This is a genomic window from Pinibacter aurantiacus, from assembly GCF_019130065.1.
Taxonomy (GTDB): domain Bacteria; phylum Bacteroidota; class Bacteroidia; order Chitinophagales; family Chitinophagaceae; genus Pinibacter; species Pinibacter aurantiacus.
In genome coordinates this window covers 188457-210520 of record NZ_JAHSPG010000011.1, presented here as the reverse complement: position 1 = coordinate 210520, position 22064 = coordinate 188457, and the positions used below count along the sequence as shown (strand labels likewise).

The 22064-nt window shown below is 39.6% G+C and carries 16 protein-coding genes and 1 tRNA gene; 8 read left to right on the top strand and 9 right to left on the bottom strand.

Translation table 11 applies throughout. The features are described from left to right. Positions 1-102: 102 nt before the first annotated feature. Positions 103-804, bottom strand: coding sequence for a MarR family winged helix-turn-helix transcriptional regulator (locus KTO63_RS14280; RefSeq protein WP_217792001.1), 702 nt, complete (start codon positions 802-804; stop codon positions 103-105). Between the two features lie 121 nt (positions 805-925). Between KTO63_RS14280 and KTO63_RS14275 the strand changes: the two genes are divergently transcribed. Next, positions 926-1402 carry a hypothetical protein gene (locus KTO63_RS14275; protein ID WP_217792000.1) on the top strand — a complete coding sequence of 159 codons (477 nt, stop codon included), beginning with the start codon at positions 926-928 and terminating at the stop codon, positions 1400-1402. 234 nt (positions 1403-1636) lie between these two features. Beyond that, positions 1637-1846 (top strand): hypothetical protein, encoded by a 210-nt coding sequence (locus tag KTO63_RS14270; RefSeq protein ID WP_217791999.1) that lies wholly within the window; start codon positions 1637-1639, stop codon positions 1844-1846. A 42-nt stretch (positions 1847-1888) separates the two neighbouring features. On the opposite strand, the gene KTO63_RS14265 is transcribed toward KTO63_RS14270, so the two are convergent. Then, positions 1889-1959 (bottom strand) — tRNA-Gln (locus KTO63_RS14265). A gap of 104 nt (positions 1960-2063) precedes the next feature. On the opposite strand from KTO63_RS14265, the gene KTO63_RS14260 reads away from it, so the two are divergent. Both KTO63_RS14260 and KTO63_RS14255 read left to right on the top strand, forming a co-directional pair. After that, on the top strand, positions 2064-2555 hold the full coding sequence (locus KTO63_RS14260) for a DinB family protein (protein WP_217791998.1): 492 nt from the start codon (positions 2064-2066) through the stop codon (positions 2553-2555). Positions 2556-2678: 123 nt separating this feature from the next. After that, positions 2679-3992, top strand: a complete 1314-nt coding sequence (locus KTO63_RS14255; protein ID WP_217791997.1) for an APC family permease — start codon at positions 2679-2681, stop codon at positions 3990-3992. A gap of 80 nt (positions 3993-4072) precedes the next feature. On the opposite strand, the gene tyrS is transcribed toward KTO63_RS14255, so the two are convergent. Further along, positions 4073-5371 carry a tyrosine--tRNA ligase gene (gene tyrS, locus KTO63_RS14250; RefSeq protein ID WP_262901990.1) on the bottom strand — a complete coding sequence of 433 codons (1299 nt, stop codon included), beginning with the start codon at positions 5369-5371 and terminating at the stop codon, positions 4073-4075. Between the two features lie 192 nt (positions 5372-5563). On the opposite strand from tyrS, the gene KTO63_RS14245 reads away from it, so the two are divergent. Genes KTO63_RS14245 through KTO63_RS14235 form a run of 3 tightly spaced genes read left to right on the top strand, consistent with a single transcriptional unit; the run spans position 5564 to position 12915 of the window. Then, positions 5564-6676 (top strand): putative type IX sorting system protein PorV2, encoded by a 1113-nt coding sequence (locus KTO63_RS14245; protein WP_232373180.1) that lies wholly within the window; start codon positions 5564-5566, stop codon positions 6674-6676. A 9-nt stretch (positions 6677-6685) separates the two neighbouring features. Next, positions 6686-11806 carry a putative type IX secretion system sortase PorU2 gene (porU2, locus tag KTO63_RS14240; RefSeq protein WP_217791996.1) on the top strand — a complete coding sequence of 1707 codons (5121 nt, stop codon included), beginning with the start codon at positions 6686-6688 and terminating at the stop codon, positions 11804-11806. A gap of 17 nt (positions 11807-11823) precedes the next feature. Beyond that, positions 11824-12915: an acyltransferase family protein gene (locus tag KTO63_RS14235; RefSeq protein ID WP_217791995.1), complete on the top strand. Its 1092-nt coding sequence runs from the start codon at positions 11824-11826 to the stop codon at positions 12913-12915. A 24-nt stretch (positions 12916-12939) separates the two neighbouring features. Here KTO63_RS14235 and KTO63_RS14230 read toward each other — a convergent pair whose 3' ends face one another. The 6 genes from KTO63_RS14230 to yidC all read right to left on the bottom strand — a co-directional run bounded on the left by KTO63_RS14230 (position 12940) and on the right by yidC (position 20032). Continuing rightward, positions 12940-14355: a hypothetical protein gene (locus tag KTO63_RS14230; protein WP_217791994.1), complete on the bottom strand. Its 1416-nt coding sequence runs from the start codon at positions 14353-14355 to the stop codon at positions 12940-12942. Between the two features lie 104 nt (positions 14356-14459). Next, entirely contained in the window at positions 14460-15566 is a 1107-nt protein-coding gene (locus KTO63_RS26465) for a glycosyltransferase (protein WP_217791993.1), read from the bottom strand. A 47-nt stretch (positions 15567-15613) separates the two neighbouring features. Further along, entirely contained in the window at positions 15614-16573 is a 960-nt protein-coding gene (locus KTO63_RS14220) for a UDP-3-O-(3-hydroxymyristoyl)glucosamine N-acyltransferase (protein WP_217791992.1), read from the bottom strand. Positions 16574-16584: 11 nt separating this feature from the next. After that, entirely contained in the window at positions 16585-17211 is a 627-nt protein-coding gene (locus KTO63_RS14215; protein ID WP_217791991.1) for a PIG-L deacetylase family protein, read from the bottom strand. A 200-nt stretch (positions 17212-17411) separates the two neighbouring features. Further along, entirely contained in the window at positions 17412-18071 is a 660-nt protein-coding gene (locus tag KTO63_RS14210) for a hypothetical protein (RefSeq protein WP_217791990.1), read from the bottom strand. 131 nt (positions 18072-18202) lie between these two features. Next, complete coding sequence (gene yidC / locus KTO63_RS14205) at positions 18203-20032, bottom strand: membrane protein insertase YidC (protein WP_217791989.1); 1830 nt, start codon at positions 20030-20032, stop codon at positions 18203-18205. A 449-nt stretch (positions 20033-20481) separates the two neighbouring features. Between yidC and KTO63_RS14200 the strand changes: the two genes are divergently transcribed. Next, positions 20482-22056 (top strand): phosphoethanolamine transferase, encoded by a 1575-nt coding sequence (locus KTO63_RS14200; RefSeq protein WP_217791988.1) that lies wholly within the window; start codon positions 20482-20484, stop codon positions 22054-22056. Positions 22057-22064: the final 8 nt, after the last annotated feature.

Sequence of the window (22064 nt, the reverse complement as noted above, 5' to 3'; positions counted from 1 at the left end):
GAAAGTTGAAATTGAAAATTGTAGGGGCGAATTGCATTCGCCCTTTTTTAAAAATGCCTGCTGGTTCCATCCAGCGGGCATTTTTCGCATAAAGGCCAACAACTAAAAACTAATAACCTGCCTGCATTGGAGCCTATCCTTTTTCTCTTTACTTTTTTTTCCGTTTGTTTTTTCTTCTTCCATAATGGCTTGATAAATTTCAGTGAACTCTTTGTTCTTATGTTTTTGCCACAAGGCAGAAAATTTTATTTCGATGTTTTTCAGAAGCTGAATGCAAAGCTCTTTGTCATCTTCTGCCATATCGTGCACCATCATTTTAGCGTTCATTATTATTCGTTGCTTGCAATCGGCAACCACCTTTTCTCCTTTGGCAGTAAGCTCAATTCTTTTGGAACGTTTATCTTCCTTGTCATCATATTCCTTTAGGAGGCCCCTGGCTTTCATTCGTGCGAGCATGTCGGTACCGCTTGAAAGTTCAAACAGGTTGGCATAGATGACCTCTGTTTTTCTTGGATTCTTTTCTTGTTTAATGGTGAGCAAAGTGCCGAACTCTTCAATCTGGTTTACTCCCGTTCCTTTCAATGCGAGGTTAGCGTAATTCGTATTTAGTTTATGTATGCGGCCGATTATTTTTAACAACAGGCCATCATTTATAATAGGAACAACTCCGCCTACAAGCGGCCCCTTTTCTTTTTTGTGCTCCCTATGTGCCAGGTAATGCCTGCAAAAATCGTCAATGGATCCATCCGGATGATGCTGTTCAAAAGCCGCCCATTCATTAACCAGTGCAACTGTTTTATTCATAACGGTTTATTTCGGTTTCGTTGTAAATGTAAAAATATTATAACGAAAGCTTGCATATTACATCGAAAACGTTTTATTTTTACAGTATATAATTCGAAAACGAAATAAATTTAAACTTACCATGCAGACCTTATACTACGCAGCGTTAGTAACGCATATTATTGGCCTCACCATACTGGCCGGTTCCACATTGATGGATTATCTCGTTTCTAAAAAATTCTGGCAGCAATTAATTTTGGATAGAGAAAGAGGCGTTGCCATACAGGAAGCAATGGCAAGAATTCCATTGCTAATGGGTGTAAGTCTCATTTTGCTCATTGCGTCTGGCGTAACAATGATGGGCATCACTCATGGCGTGTTTGGAGAGCAATTATGGTTCAGAATCAAGTTTGGTCTTGTTGTTATTATAATCTTAAACGGAATGATAATTGGCAGAAGGCAAACAATGAAGCTTAAAAAAATTATTGCTTCAACCCCGTCTATAAGTGTCGCCGATGAAAGTCTTATAAAAATCAGGAGTAATCTTAATCTTTTTCATATAATACAGCTCACACTATTTGTTATTGTGTTTGTATTAAGCGTGTTCAAGTTCAATTAAGGTTTCGCTTGCAAATCTATCTGGCTGAGTATGTTTATAGTCTACATAAATGAAACGTTCCCGCATAAAAAGGTTGCAAAAGAAAAGCATTCACATTTTATGTGTGCCGTTGAGAGTACATGTATTTCTTCTATTGCTATTGCTTCAGATAGAGAAAAAGAACCGGCAATTTTTTAAATAGTAAGCGAGGAAAAAGGCGGCAGGTGGTCCTTGCATAGCTTTAAAAAGAAAACAATGGTAGAAGTCTTTAAAACAAATGTAAAAAGGAGACAGGAAAGCCAAATTTTGTTATTGATGTTGAGCAGGACGTTTCCTTCGCTTAAAATAAATTTTGATCTGAATGACTGCGATAAAATTTTAAGGATTCAGGGAAATGAAGTTCATCCCGTACAGGTAATTGAACTGGTGGAGAAAAATGGCTATCAATGTGAAATATTGGAATGAATAAGACATAAAAAAACCGCTTCAATTGAAGCGGCTTTTTTGTTGCCCGACCTGGATTCGAACCAAGACAAACTGAACCAAAATCAGTTGTACTACCATTATACTATCGGGCAATCCGTAAATGGAGTGCAAAAATAAGGGAACAGCACATTCACGCAAAACAAATTTCAATCTTTTTCGAAATTTTTTTTCCGATAACTTTAAAAAAAATTATTCTATGGCACTAAACAAGGCTATTATAGCAGAATTAGAACACGAAGCGGCAGGAACGAGGAGAGTACTAAATAATTTACCGGAAGAAAATTTAAGCTGGCGACCGCATGAAAAATCCTACACCATTAGCTATCTCGCTCAGCACATTACGCAATTACCTGTGTGGGTAGTTATGACAATCAAGCATCCCGAACTGGATTTGTCAAAAGGTTTTGACAGAAAAATGGCAGAAAACAAAGCAGATATTCTAGAACTTTTCGAAGAGCATTTGGCAACTGCAAAAGACGTACTTCAGAATGTTACCGACGAAGAAATGGAAGAGAAGTGGACACTACGAAATGGCGACAATGTGATGTTTACTTTACCACGGAAAATAGTTCTTCGATACATGGTGCTCAATCACATTGTTCATCATAGAGGGCAGCTTACGGTTTATCTGAGGCTCCTCAATATTCCTGTTCCTGGGTTGTATGGCCCAAGCGCGGATGAGAAGTAGGAGTTAGTTGAGAGTGGAGAATTGAGAGTGGAGAGTTATGGTTTATTAACTGAGTAACTGAATAGCTTCACTCTCAACTCTCCACTCTCAATTCTCAACTACATTTTTTACTTTTGTTCCTTCATGTCAACAACACTTCAGCGAAAAATAGGATTGGTACAGGCATCGGCTATCAACATGATCGATATGGTAGGAATAGGACCATTTGTTGTAATGCCATTGGTAATAAAAACAACAGGATCTCATTTGTTTTTATGGGCCTGGATATTAGGCGCGGTAATATCGTTAATAGATGGAATGATCTGGAGTGAGTTGGGTGCAGCATACCCGCTCGCCGGAGGTAGTTATAATTTTTTAAAAGAAGCTTATCCTTCAAAATGGGGTAAGCTTCTTTCTTTTTTATTCGTTTGGCAAACATGCATACAGGCTCCACTGGTAGTGGCTTCCGCATCCATCGGGTTTTCACAGTATTTAAGCTATCTCGTTCCGTTGGGAGATATCGAACGAAAGATCGTTTCGGGTACGCTGGTTATTTTAACCACGTTTTTATTGTACCGAAAAATAGAAACCATTGGCAAGATATCAGTGTTTTTGTGCAGTGGTGTTTTTATTACCATTGGTTGGATAATTTTCGGCGGCTTTACAAAAGGTACTGTTGCGTACACATTTTTACCTGAAGGCAATGAAACACTTTTTTCATTTGCATTGTGGGCCTTATTGGGGCAGGCTTCTGTAAAAACGGTATACAGTTATCTCGGTTATTATAACGTTTGCCATCTGGGTGGAGAAATAAAGGAACCAGGAAAAAATATTCCGCGCAGCATATTCATTTCCATTATCGGCATAGCGATTTTATATCTGTTTATGAACGTGAGTATTGTAAAAGTTGTTCCCTGGCAAGAGGCAATGGAATCGAAGTTTTTGGTAAGCACCTTTATCGAAAAATTATACGGTTACACTGCCGCAAAAGTGGCGACAGCATTCGTTTTATGGATCGCATTCGCTTCGTTGTTTGCTGTGATGCTGGGCTATTCGCGTGTGCCTTATGCAGCAGCAGTTGATGGAAGTTTCTTCAAGATATTTGCGAAGCTGCACCCCACAAAATCATTTCCATATGTATCATTACTGTTTCTCGGAGGTGTAGGTTTGATCTTTAGTTTGCTCTTCAAATTGTCCGATGTGATCAGTGCCATTTTAGCAATGCGCATATTGGTGCAGTTTATAGCCCAGGCGATAGGAGTTGTGTTGCTGAGAAAACGAAAAGGAACAGATCAATTGCCTTATAAAATGAGGTTGTATCCGCTGCCCGTTATCGTGTCTATCGCAGCGTGGCTGTTCATCTTATTTTCAACGGGCTACTTCGCATTGGGCGGCATAAGCATTGCCGCGGTAGGAGCGCTGGTGTTCGTTTTGACGCGCAAATCAATAGGGAAATAATAAGCTGAATAACTGAATAAATGAACTCGTGATTGCTTAGCAACATCAGTTATTTAGTTACTCAGTTATTCAGTCATTTCTTATACGGCTTTCACCAAATAATAATTCTTTTTACCTTTTTGTATCAGCAGGTACATGTCGTGCAACAGCAATGAATCATTCACCGCAAATTGTTGGTCACCAACTTTGTTTCTGTTGATGCTCACGCCGCCGCCCTGTACCATTTTGCGGGCTTCGCCTTTGCTTGGGAATATGTTAGTTTCTGCAAGAAAACTCACGATGTCAACGCCCGTTTTTAATTTTTCCAAAGGAAAATCAAATTTTACCACGCCGTCCATGCCCTCAAGATCTTCCAATGAAAGTGAGTCTGCAGGTGCGTTTTGCTGAGAGAACAATTTTTCTGTTGTTTCTACAGCTTTCAAGTATTCAGCTTCTCCGTGCACAAACGTTGTTACTTCTTTTGCAAGTCTGCTTTGCAGAATACGTTTGCTTCTGTCTTTATCGTGCTCTTCGGTCAATGCATCAATTTCTTCTTTAGGTATGAAAGTGAAGATCTTGATCCATTTTAGCACATCTTCGTCAGATGCTTTTAGCCAGAATTGGTAGAACTCATAAGAAGAGGTTTTCTGACTATCCAGCCAAACGTTTCCTTTTTCAGATTTACCAAATTTTCCACCGTCAGCTTTAGTGATAAGCGGACAAGTGAAAACGAAAGCCTCACCACCGGCTTTACGACGGATCAGTTCCGTTCCTGTTGTCATATTGCCCCATTGGTCGCTACCGCCCATTTGCAATTTGACATTCATGTTTTTATACATCCAAAAGAAATCGTAGCCCTGCATAAGCTGGTAAGCAAATTCGGTATAGCTAATGCCGGTTTCCCCTTCAATGCGTTTTCTCACGCTATCCTTGGCCATCATGTAGTTCACCGTAATGTGCTTTCCGGCATCACGCAGAAAATCTATGAAGGAAATGCCCTGGAACCAATCGTAGTTATTGGCCATCACGGCGGCATTTGGTTTCGCTGCGTCAAAATCGAGGAATTTTTCCAGCTGGCTTTTAATGCCATTTACGTTTTTTTGCAGCGTTTCGTTATCGAGAAGGTTTCTTTCGTCACTTTTACCGCTCGGGTCGCCAATCATGCCGGTGGCACCGCCAACCAGCGCAACTGGTTTATGCCCAGCCTTTTGTAAATGCACGAGCAGTATAATAGGTACTAAACTTCCAATGTGTAAGCTATCGGCAGTAGGGTCGAAGCCAATATAGCCAGTGGTCATTTCCTTAAGCAATTGTTCCTCAGTTCCAGGCATAATATCCTGAATCATACCTCTCCATCGTAATTCTTCTACCAGGTTCATATCTTTGAATAATTTCCGCAAAAGTAAATTAATCAGTTAATACAACTATAGTGTGCAATAATTACATTCGGGGAACGTTTGTTTTTTTGCTAATCGGGTGTCCTTTTTCTGCCCTGAAATGTCTGATTTGTAAAGGCAGATATGCAGCCTTTAGTGATGAAATGGCATCTTATATACTTGTAAAAAATCAATTATCTTAGAAAAACTGAATGCATGAAGCATGTAATGAGGTGGCTTTTATTGTTTTTTGTCCTTTTCCAAACTACTGCTGTATTTGCACAGTTCCGCAAATATTCCAATGAATTTTTGAATATTGGTACAGGCGCAAGGGGTTTGGCAATGGGTAATGCCCAGATAGCCAGCGTTGCAGATGGCACCGCCGGTTACTGGAACCCTGCCGGTTTGGTTAATGTAAAAGATGCTCCTCAGGTAAACCTGATGCATGCTGAATACTTCGCAGGCATAGGAAAATACGATTACGGTAATTTGGCAATCCCCTTAAATGACGGGAAAAGAACACTTGGCATTTCTGTTCTAAGATTTGCAGTGGATGATATCCCCAATACGGTTTTTTTAGTTCAGCCCGATGGAACCCTCAACTTTGACAATATTACAACCTTCTCATCTGCAGACTACGCATTCCTCTTTTCTCTGGCGCAGGAAGTGGAATTGAAAAATGAAAGCAAGTTCAACTTTGGCGTTAATGCAAAAATAATACACCGAAAAGCCGGCGATTTTGCTACTGCCTGGGGCTTCGGTTTTGATGCAGGCGTTCAGTATACCTCCGGCAATTTGAAGCTGGGTGCGGTTGCAAGAGACGTTACGACAACTTTCAACGCATGGTCGTACAATATCGGTGAGCAAATGAGAGAAGTTTTTTACGTTACCGGTAATGACGTACCCGTGAAATCAACAGAGCTTACCGCTCCCAAACTGATCCTTGGCGGCGCTTATAACTTCAATATTTCCAAATCTTTTAATCTATTGGCAGAAGCAAATCTTGACGTTACTTTCGACGGAAAACGTGGAACAATTGTTAGTTTTAATCCAGTAAGCATAGACCCTAAAGTAGGCCTTGAAGCGTCTATCAACAATGTGTTTTTTGTGAGAGCAGGTATTAATAATTTTCAAAAGACGCTTGATGATGCCGATACTACCAATACTAAAAAAATCTGGATCTATCAACCAAGTCTGGGTGCAGGTTTCAAGGTTGCTAATGTGCAAATTGATTACGCTTATACAAATCTTGCGAATCAGTCCAATCCCCTATACACGCACGTTTTTTCTTTAAAACTTGATCTGAAGAAAAAAGGCGGAAAAAAATAAGTTTTTACTATGCAAAAAAAGATAGGTTGTCATAAAAGTTATTGTTTAACGCTGCTGCTGGTAATGATATGCTTTGCCACAATGGCTCAGAACTATGGCAATGAATGGATAGACTTTTCTAAAACATATTATAAGTTCAAAGTAATAAAAACCGGTTTGTATCGCATTCCGGTTTCGACATTAGCAACGGTGGGTATTGATGGTGCCAATGCGGAAGACTATGCGATGTACAGAAACGGAAAAGAGGTTCCGTTGTATACATCTGCCGCAACAGGAAAGCTGCCAGCAAATGGTTATATCGAATTCTGGGCAACAACAAATGATGGTGTTCCCGATAGGCAACTGTACCTCGATCCGGCTTTTCAACATACAACAGCTGTAAGTCTGATTAATGACACAGCAACCTATTTCTTATTTGTTCGTCCAAATGTTGCAGCAAATGCCCGCTATAGCACTTTGGCTAACGATGTGAGTAATCCAACATTACCTGTTGAGCCATACTTCTTGTATACAGTTGGAATTTATTATAAAAACAAGATTAATCCGGGCTTTTACCAGGATGTCGGTGAGTTTGTATATTCATCTTCTTACGATAAGGGAGAATTTTGGAGCAGTTTAGATATTGGAACGAAAGCTACCTTGACTTCGCCTTCCATAACCAATCTGTTTTTGTATACAGGCAGCGGTGCTCCGGATGGCGCTATAAAATATGGCGCATTTGGAAACAACCAGCGTTATAGTCGCCGGCTTGATGTGAAGGTTAATAATAATGTGGTAGGCTCTGCTCAATTGAATTTAGAATCAGATGTTGTGCAAACCGCACCAGTTCCGCTGGCGAACTTTAATAACGCTTCAACTACTGTTTCTTTTTACAATGCTGCAGATAGCACGCCCGACAGGGTTGTGGTTTCTTTTTTTGAGCTGACTTATCCGAGACAATTCAATTTTGGTGCAGCAGCAGAAAATTTCAAGTTTGACCTTGCTCCCAACAGCAGCGGCTACTACCTTGAAATTACAAACTTTATCACCAGTGGTGTTGCGCCGGTGCTATTGGATATTACTACGCAAAAGAGATATATAGGTAATATTGCTACGGCAGGTAAGGTGAAGTTTTCATTGCCGCCATCTTCCACCACATCGACATTCGTTTTGGCGAGCCAGGGTGCCGGAAGGTTTACCACGGTGAGCTCACTTACTCCCAAGCAATTTGTTGACTACTCAAAAAGTGAAAATCAGGGTGACTTTCTTATCATCACAAACCCTGTGCTGTATACCGGAACAAGCGGCAACAACCCAATCCAGGATTATGCCAACTACAGAAGCTCGGTTAATGGAGGAGGTTTCAAAGCAAAGATTGTTGAGATAGGAGACTTGACAGATCAATTCGCTTACGGTATTACCTATCATCCCTCATCAGTTAAGAATTTCATTGCCTATGCAAGAACTAAGTTTGCAACAACGCCGAAGAATGTCTTATTAATCGGCAAAGGCGTTAACTACGCAGAAGCAGCTGTAAATATCGGCAATAGCCTGTTGAAACAATTATGCCTGGTGCCCACATTTGGTAATCCGGCATCAGATAATATGCTCAGTGCGAACGGCGTTTCTTCACCCATAATAACAATTCCCATAGGTCGATTGTCCGTTATTAATGGAAGTGAGGTGGAGGATTATTTGCAGAAGTTAATACAATACGAAACTGCGCAGCGTACATCACCACATACCATTGCAGACAGGCTTTGGATGAAAAACGTGCTTGAGCTTACCGGTGCCGATGATGATTTAACAGGTCCATTGTTGTGTCAATACGTGGACGTTTATAAAAACATAATTCAGGACACATTAGCAGGAACAAAGGTGACTGTGTTCTGTAAAACAACGGTAAATAATGCAGGGCAAGACGTATCGCAAACAATTTCGAACTTGTTTGAAAATGGGATGAGCCTGTTGACATATTTTGGACACTCTGCTTCCACAGCGCTGGATTTTAATTTGAGCGATCCTGAGAATTACAATAGTGCAGGTAAATATCCAATCTTCTCCGTAAGTGGCTGTAACGCGGGTAATGATTTTTCTTTTACCACCTCCCGTTTGACTACCAAAGAAACCATCTCTGAAAAATTCACGCTGGCCAAACAACGCGGTGCCATTGCCTTTGTGGCAAGTACCCACTTTGGCATAGTGCAGTATTTACATCCTTACCTGATCAATTTTAATGAGGACATACGATCTAAAAATTACACGCAAACCCTTGGTGTAATTAATAAAGAAGCGTTAAGAACAATGTATGCAAATCAGCTTGATTTTTATTCACGCTTTCACGCGGAGCAAATACTCATTCATGGTGATCCGGCCATCACGTTTAATTTCCAGGCCAAGCCAGATTACGTGATCGAAGATCCGCAGGTATTGATAACGCCATCATTTATTTCTCTTGCAGAAGGAAACTGTAAAGCATTCATCAGGTTGTACAATCTTGGAAAGGCAATTACAGATTCCATTGTACTTGAAGTGAAACACCTTCATCCTGACGGAACATCAAGTGTGTTGTACAGGCAAAAAATGCGTGGTATTTATTATAGCGATTCAGTTACTGTTCCTATTCCTATCATTGCTTCAAAAGATAAAGGAACCAATAAAGTTGTTATCACCATAGATGCAGATAACGTTGTTGACGAAATGTCTGAATCAAACAATAGCATTACGAAAGAGTTCTTCATTTATGAGGATGAAGCAAGACCGGCATATCCTTACAACTATTCAATTGTAAATACGCAGGGGCAAAAGCTATATGCTTCAACATCAAATCCATTTAGTGAAGCAAGAGACTACATAATGGAAATTGATACTACAACATTGTTTAACTCATCCCTGAAGCGCCAGGTGAAATTGAACAGCGTTGGTGGTGTGATGGAGTTTAACTCCGGATTGAACTATTCGGACAGTGTTGTTTATTACTGGAGGGTTTCCATTGTTCCACAAGCCGGTGATGACTACCACTGGAATATGTTCTCGTTTATTTATCTGAGCAAAAGCACACCTGGCTTCAACCAGTCACATTACTACCAGCATCTTGGCTCTGTAGCGGATTCGGTGGAAATCAATAGCAATAGAAAATGGCAATATGCAAGTAGTAACGTCACCATTGATGTGAAAAGCGGAGTGCTTTTCGGTGGATGGGGTGCTCCGGGCGACTTCTGGGCAGGGTCGTCAAGAAACTTGTTTATTCAGAATGCCTGTGGGTACGGAATTGTATTTAATGTGTTTGATCCGATCACATTTAAATTATGGCAAAATGGCCCCACCGGGCAACCAGGCCTTTATAATTCAAATACAGTTTGCGCAGATGACAGAAGGTATAATTTCCAGTATGATCTAAGCAATCAGACCGGAAGAATAAATGCATATAATTTCCTTAATTCTCTTCCTGATAAAGCCTACGTAATTGCGAGGGTTGTTATTGGAAATCCTGCAGTTTCGGGCACGACAGGCGTTACCTATGCAAAACAATGGCAGGATGACACGACTGTTTTGGGACACAACAAATCGCTTTACCACAAGTTATTGCAGGAAGGATTTATAAACATTGACACCTTCAATTCAGTCAGGGCATTCATATTTGTTTATAGAAATAATGATCCTTCTTTTGCTGCAAAGAGCGCATTTACTGCCGGAGCCTATGACAAATTGAGTTTATCGGTAACAGGGCAGATTGATAACTTTGAAGGTGACGTGGTTTCTCCAACCTTCGGTCCGGCAAAAGCCTGGAAGCAATTCCACTGGCGCGGCAACAGCACCGAGAACCCATCTAAAGATAGCGTGACCGTTCAGTTGATAGGAGTGGATTACAATAACAATGAAACTCTTTTGAGGACATTGTTGCCTTCTGATGCTGATGTGGATATTTCGTCAATCGATGCCAAGCTTTATCCTAACCTCAAGTTTAGGATGTACACAAAAGACACCATTTCAATCACGCCGTATCAGTTGAAATACTGGAGGGTGAATTACGATCCCGTTCCGGAAGGGGCGATAGCTACAAACTTGTACTTCAAGTTTAAGGACACACTTGATGTAGGAGAAAAACTACCATTGGCAGTAGCTTTCAAAAACATCAGCCAAACGAAGTTTGATAGTATCCTGGTGAAAATGACAGTGACAGATAAAGACAACGTTGCTCACGTGATAACACTTCCGAGGACAAAAGCGTTGATTGCAGGCGATACAGTTACTTTAAGGTATGACGTAGATACCAAGGCCTTCGCGGGAAGCAATACGATGTATGTAAACTTCAATCCGGATCTTGACCAGCCGGAACAGTATTTGTACAACAACTTCTTCTACAAAAATTTCTATGTAAAAGGAGATAATATTAATCCGATGCTGGACGTAACATTTGATGGCGTTCACATTCTGAACCAGGATATCGTTTCCGCGAAACCGCATATCCTCATCAAACTGAAAGACAATGCGAAGTATTTGCTGCTGAACGATACGGCACTGGTAAAAGTAAGAGTGAAATTCCCAAGCCCCGATGGAGGGATTACTCCGGGAGAAATAAGAACGTACAAATATGATAATGATACGGTAAGGTTTGTACCTGCTCAAAGTGCGTCTGACAATACGGCGAGCATCGAGTTTACACCTTCCTTTGATAATTCTTACAGCAGTGACGGGGATAATTATGAATTGATATTATCAGGCAAAGACAAGAGTGGAAACTCGGCAGGACAGGTAGATTACAGAATTGGCTTTACTGTCATCAGCAAGCCAATGATCTCTAATTTGCTTAACTATCCGAATCCGTTTACCACGTCGACGGCGTTTGTATTTACCATTACCGGAAGCGAAATTCCTCAGCAGTTCAAGATCCAGATCTTAACGGTAACGGGAAAAGTGGTAAGAGAAATTACAAAAGATGAACTTGGTCCTCTCCATATTGGTAGAAACATTACTGAATTTAAGTGGGACGGAACCGACCAGTTTGGTCAGCGTTTGGCAAATGGTGTTTACATTTACCGGGTTGTAACAACGTTAGACGGCAAAAAGATGGACAAATACAAGGCTAAAGGTGATAATACAGATCAGTTCTTTAACAGTGGTTACGGCAAAATGTATTTAATGAAATAACTGTTGACAAACGATTTATGAAGAATAGCACAAATTTTCCCGCTTTGACGGGAATAAGAGCTATCGCGGCTTATTTGGTTTTTTTTACGCACGTATCACCCTTTGGGGGAAAAGTTATTTATGATAATCAATTGTATTTCTTTTTTCGCGATTTAAACATATTGCATATTGAGTTGTCTCTTTTTTTTGTGCTTAGTGGTTTTGTCGTTGCCAATAAATATTACGAAACTTCACAAAAAAAAGGCTGGAGAAATTATTTTGCAAACCGATTTGTCAGGATATATCCTCTCTTTTGGGGCATTACCACCTTGACGCTTCTTGCAAACTTTTTCTTTCGTTTACAAATGAACATAAATTGGAAACTGTACCTTTTAAACATTAGTTTATTAAAGGGCTTTTTCAAAGACTTATTTTTGTCCGGAGTTGGACAAACGTGGACATTAACGGTCGTAGAAATGTTCTATTTATTAGTGCCGATATTTTTTTTCTGCGTGAAGAAAAGTAAATGGAATCTTATTGCTATTCCTGCAATCTTGCTTGGCCTCGGCCTGCTGTTAGTTTCAGTATTCAAGAATTTTGATTTTTACGGCTTTTTTGGTTCCAATGATTTTATGCTTCAAACCTCATTGTTTGGCAGATGCTTCGAATTCTTTGTAGGAATTGCGCTGGCATTATTGTTGAAAAATAAGCGTGCAGATAGTGAAAGAAAAATTGGATTGACGTATGTAGGGTTGGCCATTATTCTGGTTCATTTAATTGTGTACGCCTACCTGGCTGAACTAGTAAAAGATCCTTCCCGGTTGACTTTAATTCGTGTTACGTTAAATAATTTTACGCTTCCGCTGTTTGGAATCTCGCTATTGTTCTGGGGTTTGATAACCGAAAATACAAGGCTAAACAGAATTTTGGGAGGCAAGGCGTTTGTTTTATTAGGCCAAAGCTCCTACGTGTTCTATCTAATTCATGTTGGTATTTTTACTGCGATTCTTATGAAGTTTAGCAGCAACATTGTTTTCTTATTTATTGCTTTAAATCTTTTAGCAATTATTGGATTTAAGCTGGTTGACGAGCCCCTCACAAAGTATTTGAAGCAAAAACTTCAAGTATAACGCACTCACTTGGTCGCATAGGAGCTACCGACCGGGGCGCTTATAGATGCTGATATAAATACCGCAACTGGAAAACGTTTTTACCAATTGCCAATGATTGACTATTTCATTCTTCAATGCAATATCCCTGTTTGAAATATTACTGCAGGTAGCATATGTGTTTTGCGAAAGATCAAATTCAGCAAAAGACATTTCGCTGTCATTTAATTCAATGTATTTTCCTGCTTGTGCACCGGGAAAGAAGAAACTCATACTTGCAGGATCAATATTGTTTTGCTTAACATAATCGATCGCCTGTTGCCGTAGTCTGTAATAAGGCAAATGCCCAAGGCTGCAATCCCATGCAGTTGAAAAACGCTCCGGGTATTTCCAGAAATGACTGGATATCATTCCGGCAAGCATAAGCACGCAAACAGCAATTGCCATCCTTCTTCTTAATGCTTCGAAAGCCATTTTACCCGCAAGAAAGTTTAGAAATATACAAGGCAATATGAAATATCTTTTACCAAATGAATTGGTGAAAGGCAGTGTGAGCAAGCTCATTACAAATAACGTCGAAGCAAAAAGATAAATGATAAAACGGTTGTCATTCAGAAATTTCTTTTTGTCTTTTACATTGGACCATGCAAAAATCAAGGCAATCCACGCTGCAATTGTTCCATTGTCCAGCATGAATCTGATAACGCCCTTTATATTTCCCAGGAATTGTTTAATGCCAACCAGTTCCCAGCTTCCTTTCCATAAACTGTTATCTTGTATGAAAAAAGAGCCGGTAGTTATTTTTTTTGAAACAAAGAATGTTACAATTGCTGCAATCGCGGGAAGAAACGGAATGATAGATCTTTTGAAAACTTGTAATGGCGCGTTGTTTTTATCAATGTACAATTCATAAAAGAAAATGGCTAAGCCAACTGCTCCGCAAATAGAGAATGCCCGAAGACTGCACATCGACAAGAACAGAAGCGAAAAGGATAGCAAAAACCGCTTATTTTTTTGATAGAGATTAATGCTCAAAAAAGAAAAGAAAAAGAGAAAAATGTCCGGAAACAACAACAATGTTTGGGTTAAAAAAGAGGCGTCTAATATCATCAGCAAAAAAAGAAAAGCAGCAGTGATTTTAACCGACGCATTTCTTTTGCAAAACAAGAATACCTGGTAAAAACAACCGATAGAAAAAAGGCCGAGAGCTACATGGGATGTTACAAGACTGCGTCCAAAAAATTTCCAGCTCAAGGCTAAAATAAAATGAATCAGCGGCGGATCAGCAACGCCATTGGGGTAATTGAAATTGCTGAAATTGTGGTCGTATAAATAAGTAGCAGGAACAGACAGCGCCTGTGTGCTGTCCCAAAAAAAATACGTATGCAGTAAAAATATTTTTCCGATTATAAACGCTATAATGGCTAATGGTAAAACATAATTTTCTTTAGCTTTTATCATAATTTATGGTTCGGAAAAATGTATTGTTTAACGGTAAATTTAATCAATAAAGTGAATAGCGTGCATCAATGCAATTGGGGTATCTATAACCGTAGTATCAGCTTTTAATCGGCTTTGAACAAATGGTTGTAGAACGAAATCAGTTTCTTTTCTTCATGTTGCCAATTGTATTGCAGTCGTGCCTTTTTGCAGTTCTGTTGTAACCGGTTGTATAATGCTTCGTCCTGCATTAAAAGCCGGACAGAGGAAACAATGTTTTCAACGGATAGCTCTTTTATCAGAAGAGCCACTTCAAATTCGCTGTTAATGTGTGCGTATTCAGGCAGGTCCATCGCAATCTGTGGCGTTAGTGCATGCATATAATCAAAAGTGCGATTAGATAGTGACAGATAGTAACTCTTGCCTTCAGCCAGCGTTGTATTTAAACCAATAAATGCCTTCTGTGTGATCAACTTTAAATCTGCAGGTAAAACATATCCTTTAAATTCAATTTTATCTTGCAACCCCAATGCCGATGTCAGGCGTTTTGCTTCTTCAAAATAGTCCCCCTTGCCACAAATAACAAGGTGGGCGTCTAAGTGCGTCATTGCCTGGATAATGTATTCAATGCCTCTTCCAGCCTGAATGGCGCCCTGGTAAAGCAGTAGACGGTTGTCTTTTTCTACCTCAATCTTATCGTCCTGATTCAATACAGCTGCATTCATTATCACTTCATAAGATAGTTCATACATTGTGTTATACTCTTTGGCAAGACTCTCATTTACCGTGTAGCCGTTTTTGAACTTTGGTAAAAAAGTTTTTTCGACGCGCTTCCAAAATTTATGAATGCGTGGCCTCAGCGCAACGCTCGGCATTTCACAGAAAAGCTCGTGGGCATCGTGTATTCTTTTTTTTCCCTTAATTACAGAAAGAAAATAAGCCGGCATGATTGTGTCCAGATCAATCGCACAAATTGCGTCACATCTGGTAAAAAGCAGATTAAAAAATAAACGAAAGTTGACTTCGGCAAATAGCAAAAAGCCCGTTTTTGAAAACACCCTGAATCGGCGCTGCTCAAATGATTGTGATATCAACGGCTTTACATTCTTTGTTTTGGCGATACCGGCCAGTAACACCTCATAATTATTGTTGACCAGTGAGCTGCAGATTTTCTGCATTCTCTGATCATAATTAGGATCATCACCAATAAGAAATAGAATTCTTTTTTTCACAAATCAAATGAGGGTTGCTTGATTAATAAGCGCACATTTCACATATGTTACGCATTATTGTCGTTTAGCTGATCTTTTAAATTTTTTTGGATACGCAAAAAATCTGTCATGTTGCGTGCCGGACTGCCCGCCCATACTTCATTTGCAGGAACGTTTTTAGTAACAACAGAACCTGTCCCAATCGTTGCATTTGCTCCAACGCTCAGTTGCTGGTTGATCGAAGTGGAAGGGGCCACCCAGGCATTTGCGCCAATTTCTGCACTGCCGCCCACCATAGCATTTGCAATGATAAAAGCATTTTCGTGTATCACTACATTGTGCGCAATGTGCACGAGGTTGTCAATTTTTACATTCGAATGAATAATAGTATTTCCCAGAGCCCCTCGGTCGATGCAGGTGTTTGCACCAATGTCAACATTGTCCATTATCTCAACACCTCCTATGTGCGGAAACTTTACAACTTCACCATTTTCATTTCTTGAATAACCAAAGCCATCAGCTCCAATAACAACCCCGGGATTGATCGTTACATTTTTACCGACGCTGACATTGGAGAATAAAAAGCAATTGCCATAGATTATTGTGTTGTCGCCAATTGTGCACTCTTCAATAATAGAGTGAGGCCCTATGTAGACATCTTTACCAAGTTTCGCATTTGGATGAACTATGGCTGTAGCGTGAATGCCCGGCGAATGTTTCGGTTTCACAAAAATATTTGCCAATAAAGAAAATACGCGTTTAGGATCTTGTGTGACGATAAAATTTTTCAACCGGTCATTTTTTGCTGACAGCAATTTGTAGGTGGCTTCATCACATACAACCAATCCTGCAAGAATATTTTTGACATCGGAATCTGCATTTATATTTCCCGGCTTGATCCATATTAAAGCACTGACGTCATTTGCCTGGTTCAATGGCAATGCCTTTGTAATGTGCAGATCGTCGTTAATAACAGTTTCAACACTTTCATTAGCCAGACATTGTATCAATATTTCTTTATTGAGCATTGCCGCAATCTTTAATTGATTATCATTCGGATGATGTCAAAAGCTTCAGCATATTCACAGCCAATTTGCGTGCCGCGCACAGTCGCCAATGAACGGATGAATGTTTCATTTGTATAAGGCCGCCCGTTTTGCGACACGTATTCCTGCAGGGCAAGCACTTTTTTATCGATATGTTCTTTTTTTAGCTTTATGAAAGATCGTGCATTGAACGAAATATTGTTCCATGGCATTTCGTAGCCGAAAATGGTTTTATTCTTAAACCCCCGCAATCCCTCTTCATAAATTACTTCATGGTCCTGGTGGATGTCAGTGGGTGATGGAACGAATACCATATCGATTTCATGCTTTTTATTAAGCGAGACGATGTCGTCCAAAATGTTCTGACGCGCCTCTTTAAATCGCCTGACTTCATAGTCGAAAATGATAAGATCTTGTGGGAGGATGCCCAAAACTGCAGTCGCATTTGTTACTTCGGTTCTTAAGGTATCCGGGGCAAAACCCTGTGGCAGCGATTGGCTACACGTGGAAAAAGCGGCGTAAATAACCCTATGACCTTCGTTGATGTAGCGGGCTATCGTTCCACCACAACCCAGCTCTCCGTCATCTGTATGAGGCGCCAAAATCAATATCGTTTTCATAGCAAAAATGGTTCTTGCATTTTGTTGATGAATAGCGAACAGCAATGCTATTTGCAGAAAGATAATCAATAAGCTTCGAAAATACGCCTTTCCGGTGTTTTCGGTCAGATCATGTCGAGCTAACAGGCTGAATTAGTGCAACCTGCGACGGACTCTACAGTTATAAAGCTTTTTATAGATGCTACAAGGTGAGACGCAGCTTACATTCCAAGCTTTTTGCTCTCATCATATGTCATTTCCCTGTATCCGCTTTTGGGAACGTCAAACTTGGAGGAAGGCACCGGGTTCAAACTTATGGATGAAACGGTGTAAGATATTTTGAGATTGCCCTGCGTTACTTCATATGCCAACGGAAGGCCCTTCAGATTTCTAAACTGATAGTTGAAATCCATATTTTCTGGAAGTATCTCTGTGGTATAATACACCACGAAAGAGGTGCCATCGTTGAGTTGGGCAACTGCTTTTTTACATTTATATCCGGCAATTACTTTTGTTTCGGTAGAGTCGACGAACTTTATATCTGCATATTTTTTGTTCTTTTCCTTCCAGTTGTCAGCATTCATTTTAATGAGCAGCTTCTGGCCGTTCACTTCTTCGAGGATGACAGCATTGCCCGTTTGTCCGTTGTAAATGGTTGTAAAAGAGGCGAGTGCGCTCACCATTTCGGTGCGGCTCAGGTTAGACTTCAAAAATATGGTGGTGGTTGATCCATCAAAAGCATCTGCCAGCTTGGGTTCAGATGTTCCGGTATTGATAACGGCATCGTAAACGAGGGTAAGGTCAGACACTTTTTTCTGTGCAACAGAGTGTAAGGTTGTAATGAGGAAAACAAAAGATATTAAAGCTTTTACTTTTTTCATGATAATCACTGGGATGATATCCTTTTTGCTTAGACGAGGTTGATAAGTATATAGTTGCCTTCTAAAAATAAGAAAGACCTTCTGAATTTCTAATTCGACGAAGGTCTTTTTTATTGAAAATCTGTGATTTATTATTTTCCTTTATTTTTTTGCTGCATATCCTGCACTCTTTTCTGCGTTTCCTGCATTTGTTCCATTCTTTCCTGCCATTTGGATTTTGACTTAGGCTTTTTGCGGTTCTCTTCCAGTTTTGCCAGGATCTTTTCGTGATTGATGATGTAATTCTGGATTACAAACTGAAGGATCAGCGTAATAACGTTTGAAACCGTATAGTACCATGTCAGCGCCGATGGAAGTTTATTGAAAATAAACAACAGCATGAATGGGAAAATATAAGGCATGTATTTCAGCGCCGGGTTATTTTGATCCGGAGTGTTTGACATACCGTACAATGAGATCAGGAAGCTGGTAATAACAGCAAGCAAAGTAAACAAGCTGATATGATCTCCCAGCAACGGAATTTTTACACCAAAGCTGATGATAGAATCATATACAGAAAGATCTTTTGCCCACAGGAAGCTTTCTCCACGCAGTGCTATATTCGAGTTAAAGAAGCTATACAGCGCAAAGAAGATCGGGATTTGCAACAGTGCCGGAATACAGCCACCCAATGGATTCACACCTGCTTCACGGAACAATTTCATTTGCTCCATACCAAATTGCTGTTGGTCGTCACCGTGTTTTTTTCTGATAAGGTCAATTTCAGGACGTAGCGCCTTCATTTTTGCACCACTCAAGTAGCTTGAGTAAACAAGCGGAGAGGTAAGCAAACGGATGAAAAGTGTAAGCAACAAAATAACTACACCATAGCTGCTGACAAAACCTTTAAAGAAGTCAAACACAGGCATGATGATGTATTGGTTGATCGGACGAACGAATGCATAGAGACTTTGGCCAAGGTTAATGATCTTGTCCATTTTCTTTACACCGCTGTTGCGCAAAATTTTATAGTCGTTAGGTCCGTAGTACAATTGCAGTGGAATATTAACATCGCGACCTGGAGCCACTTTTGTGTTGAAGCTGGCTTTCACCAAAGAAAGTTCTTTCACTGTATCAGAAGTTGGAGCTGCCCAATCTACCTGGCCACCATCAAAATTATTTTTTGCAATAAGGGTGGTGTTGAAGAAGTGTTGTTTAGCACTCAACCAGTTGATTGGTTTTTCAAATTTCTTGATATCAGTGGAATGGATGTTGTGATAGTCGAAATCGCCATCCTGTACAAAACACAATTGGGATTGTTGTTTTTCATAATCCAGATCTTTTTCCTGCTGCACCAGTTGGGATTGCCAGAAAAGATTGAAAGAATTCTGGGATAACAATTTATCAGCGCCTTGCAAACCGATGTTGAAGTCGATGAAGTAGCTATCTGGTTTTAAAGTGTATTGGTGCGTGATCACCTCACCGTTACCACCATTCACCACCAAAGAAACCGTTTGGCTGCCATCAGCAGCTTTTGTAACCTGACCCGGTTTGAAATACAGGTCAGTAGTTTGTTTGCCCGCATTGTTTGCATTAACGGCATAAGAAATAACATCTTTGTCGCCATCAACCAATTTCACGGGTTGGTTTTGAAAAGAATTGTATTTTTTTAATTCTACAGTTTTAGGAATGCCTCCTTTACTTGTAAGAACAACTTTTACCAATTCATTTTCCAGGGTAACCAATTGTTCTGTTACAGCGGCAGCGCTGTTAAAACCACTGTCTACAGTTGCAGCGGTTAAAGTGTGGGTAGTATCTGCAGCCGCTTGTGCTTTCTTTTTTGCAAATTCAACTCTTGCGATTGAATCTTCGACAGCTTTCTTTTTAGCCTCTATTTCATGTGTGTTCTTAGTTGAGATAAAAAGATAAGCGAAGAGTAAACCAGCTAATAATACAAAGCCGATAATAGTATTACGATCCATTTTTTAGAAAAATTGAGGTGCAAAGATAGGGGATTGCCGTAGAGTAACCCTATAATTATAGCCAAATGCGGCAGCTAGTCTGAGTTTTGTGTTAAATATTGAGATTCATCAGGTTATCTACAAATAGTTTTTGATTTTTAGGCTTAGTTAATAATGAATTTACATTCAATCAAAATAAACCCTTTTAAAGACCCTTTAAGGTCGTAGCTATCTCAAACAAGCTCAAATTTGTTAATAATCAATCTCCCAGTTTTCGAGGCTATATTTGCCGCAGATTTAAGATTCGGCATTTATTTTCGAAACCTCTTAACCTCTAATCTGTAATGAAAAAAGCCTGGTTAAAAATAGTTTTTTACTATTTGATAATGATTGCTGTCTCGCTTCTCATTCTTTCTCCGAAATTTTATTTCATAATTAAATACGGGAGCTATACCGAATTGCTTTTGAACATGTTTTTTGTTCAAGCTCTGTTATTGCTAGGGGTAATAGTTTTTTACAGATCCCTTAAAATATACTACTATACACTTGCCGTGTTAAGCAGCATTTTTGCACTATTTTTTATACCGGTAATTTTAGTAAAAGAGGAAGTCAATAAAGGTATCCTTGGATTGCTGGTAAATACAAACCTGCGCGAAAGCAGAGAGCTTATAGGTTGGTTCGTTATCCCAATCATTTTAGCGATGCTTGCCTTTTTTTTTATTGCGCTTTTTTTGTTGAAAAAACTGCCTTCTAAAATTGATTTCCCCAGAGCCATAATTTGTTCGCTAACAGGCTTTGTTGTCATTTTGTTGTTTGGATTTAAGAATAAGCCTTTTCACGAAAAATATGCTGATGCAGTAAGTGAAAATTTCAGATATTATTTCCCCACCAAAGTAGTGGTTGAGTTTCGCGATTATTATCAGCAAACGACACTGTACTCTGACAAAAATTACCAGCAGACCATGAGATCATTTTCTTTTGGTGCTGTAAAAAAATCTCAAAAAAAACCTGAACGGAAAATTCAAATACTGGTGATAGGAGAAGCGTCAAGGTACGATCATTGGGGTATCAATGGTTACCAAAGAAATACGTCCCCATATCTTTCACAGGAAGAAAATTTGATTGCTTTTTCCAATGTCACATCAGGCGCACCAATGACCGTAAAGTCTGTACCAATGCTGGTTTCCAGAGGTGGCATAGATAACTATTTCACCCATTATAAAGAAAAAGGAATACTCGGTGCATTTAAAGAGGCGGGATATTATACTGCATGGATCAGCAATCAGGAACCGGAATTAAAGCTGACCTTATTTCATATTCCGGATGCAGACACAATAATATTTTCAAAGAATACCAGGGGGAAATTCTATCAGCAGAATTTTTATGATGAGCTACTGATTGGAGAGTTGAAAAGAGTTATAGAAAACACCAATAAGGATATATGTGTCGTGCTTCATACTATGGGAAGTCACTGGAACTATTCTTGCAGATATCCGCCGTCGTTTCAAAAGTTTCCAACCAACTTAAGCCTCAATTCCATGTTGCCTAACTATGTGCCGAGACAAGACATGGTAAACGCGTATGACAATAGTATACTTTACACAGATTATTTTTTGGATCTCGTAATTAACGAACTTAAATCCTTCAAATCCGCTGAATCCTCTTTGTTATATGTTTCAGATCACGGTGAGAATCTTCAGGATTTCGATAATTTGGTAACACATACAGATATTCCCAATTATTATTCTCTAAGGGTTCCACTGTTTATTTGGCTGTCAAATGATTTTGCAGAGAACAACAATAAAGTTTACAATACTATTATTGCCAATAAAGACAAGCCGGTTTCTAGCGCCGAGTCTGTTTTTTATACATTGATGGATCTGGGTGGAATTACTATTCCTTCAGATCCTCATTGCAGTGTATATAATTTGTGTTCTGAAAAATTTGAGGACAGCAAACAGAAAGTTCTGACCCTCAATAATACGATCATGTTTTTCTCAGAACTTAAGACAGAAAAACAATGGCTTACCGAAAATAAAAAATGATCAATCCA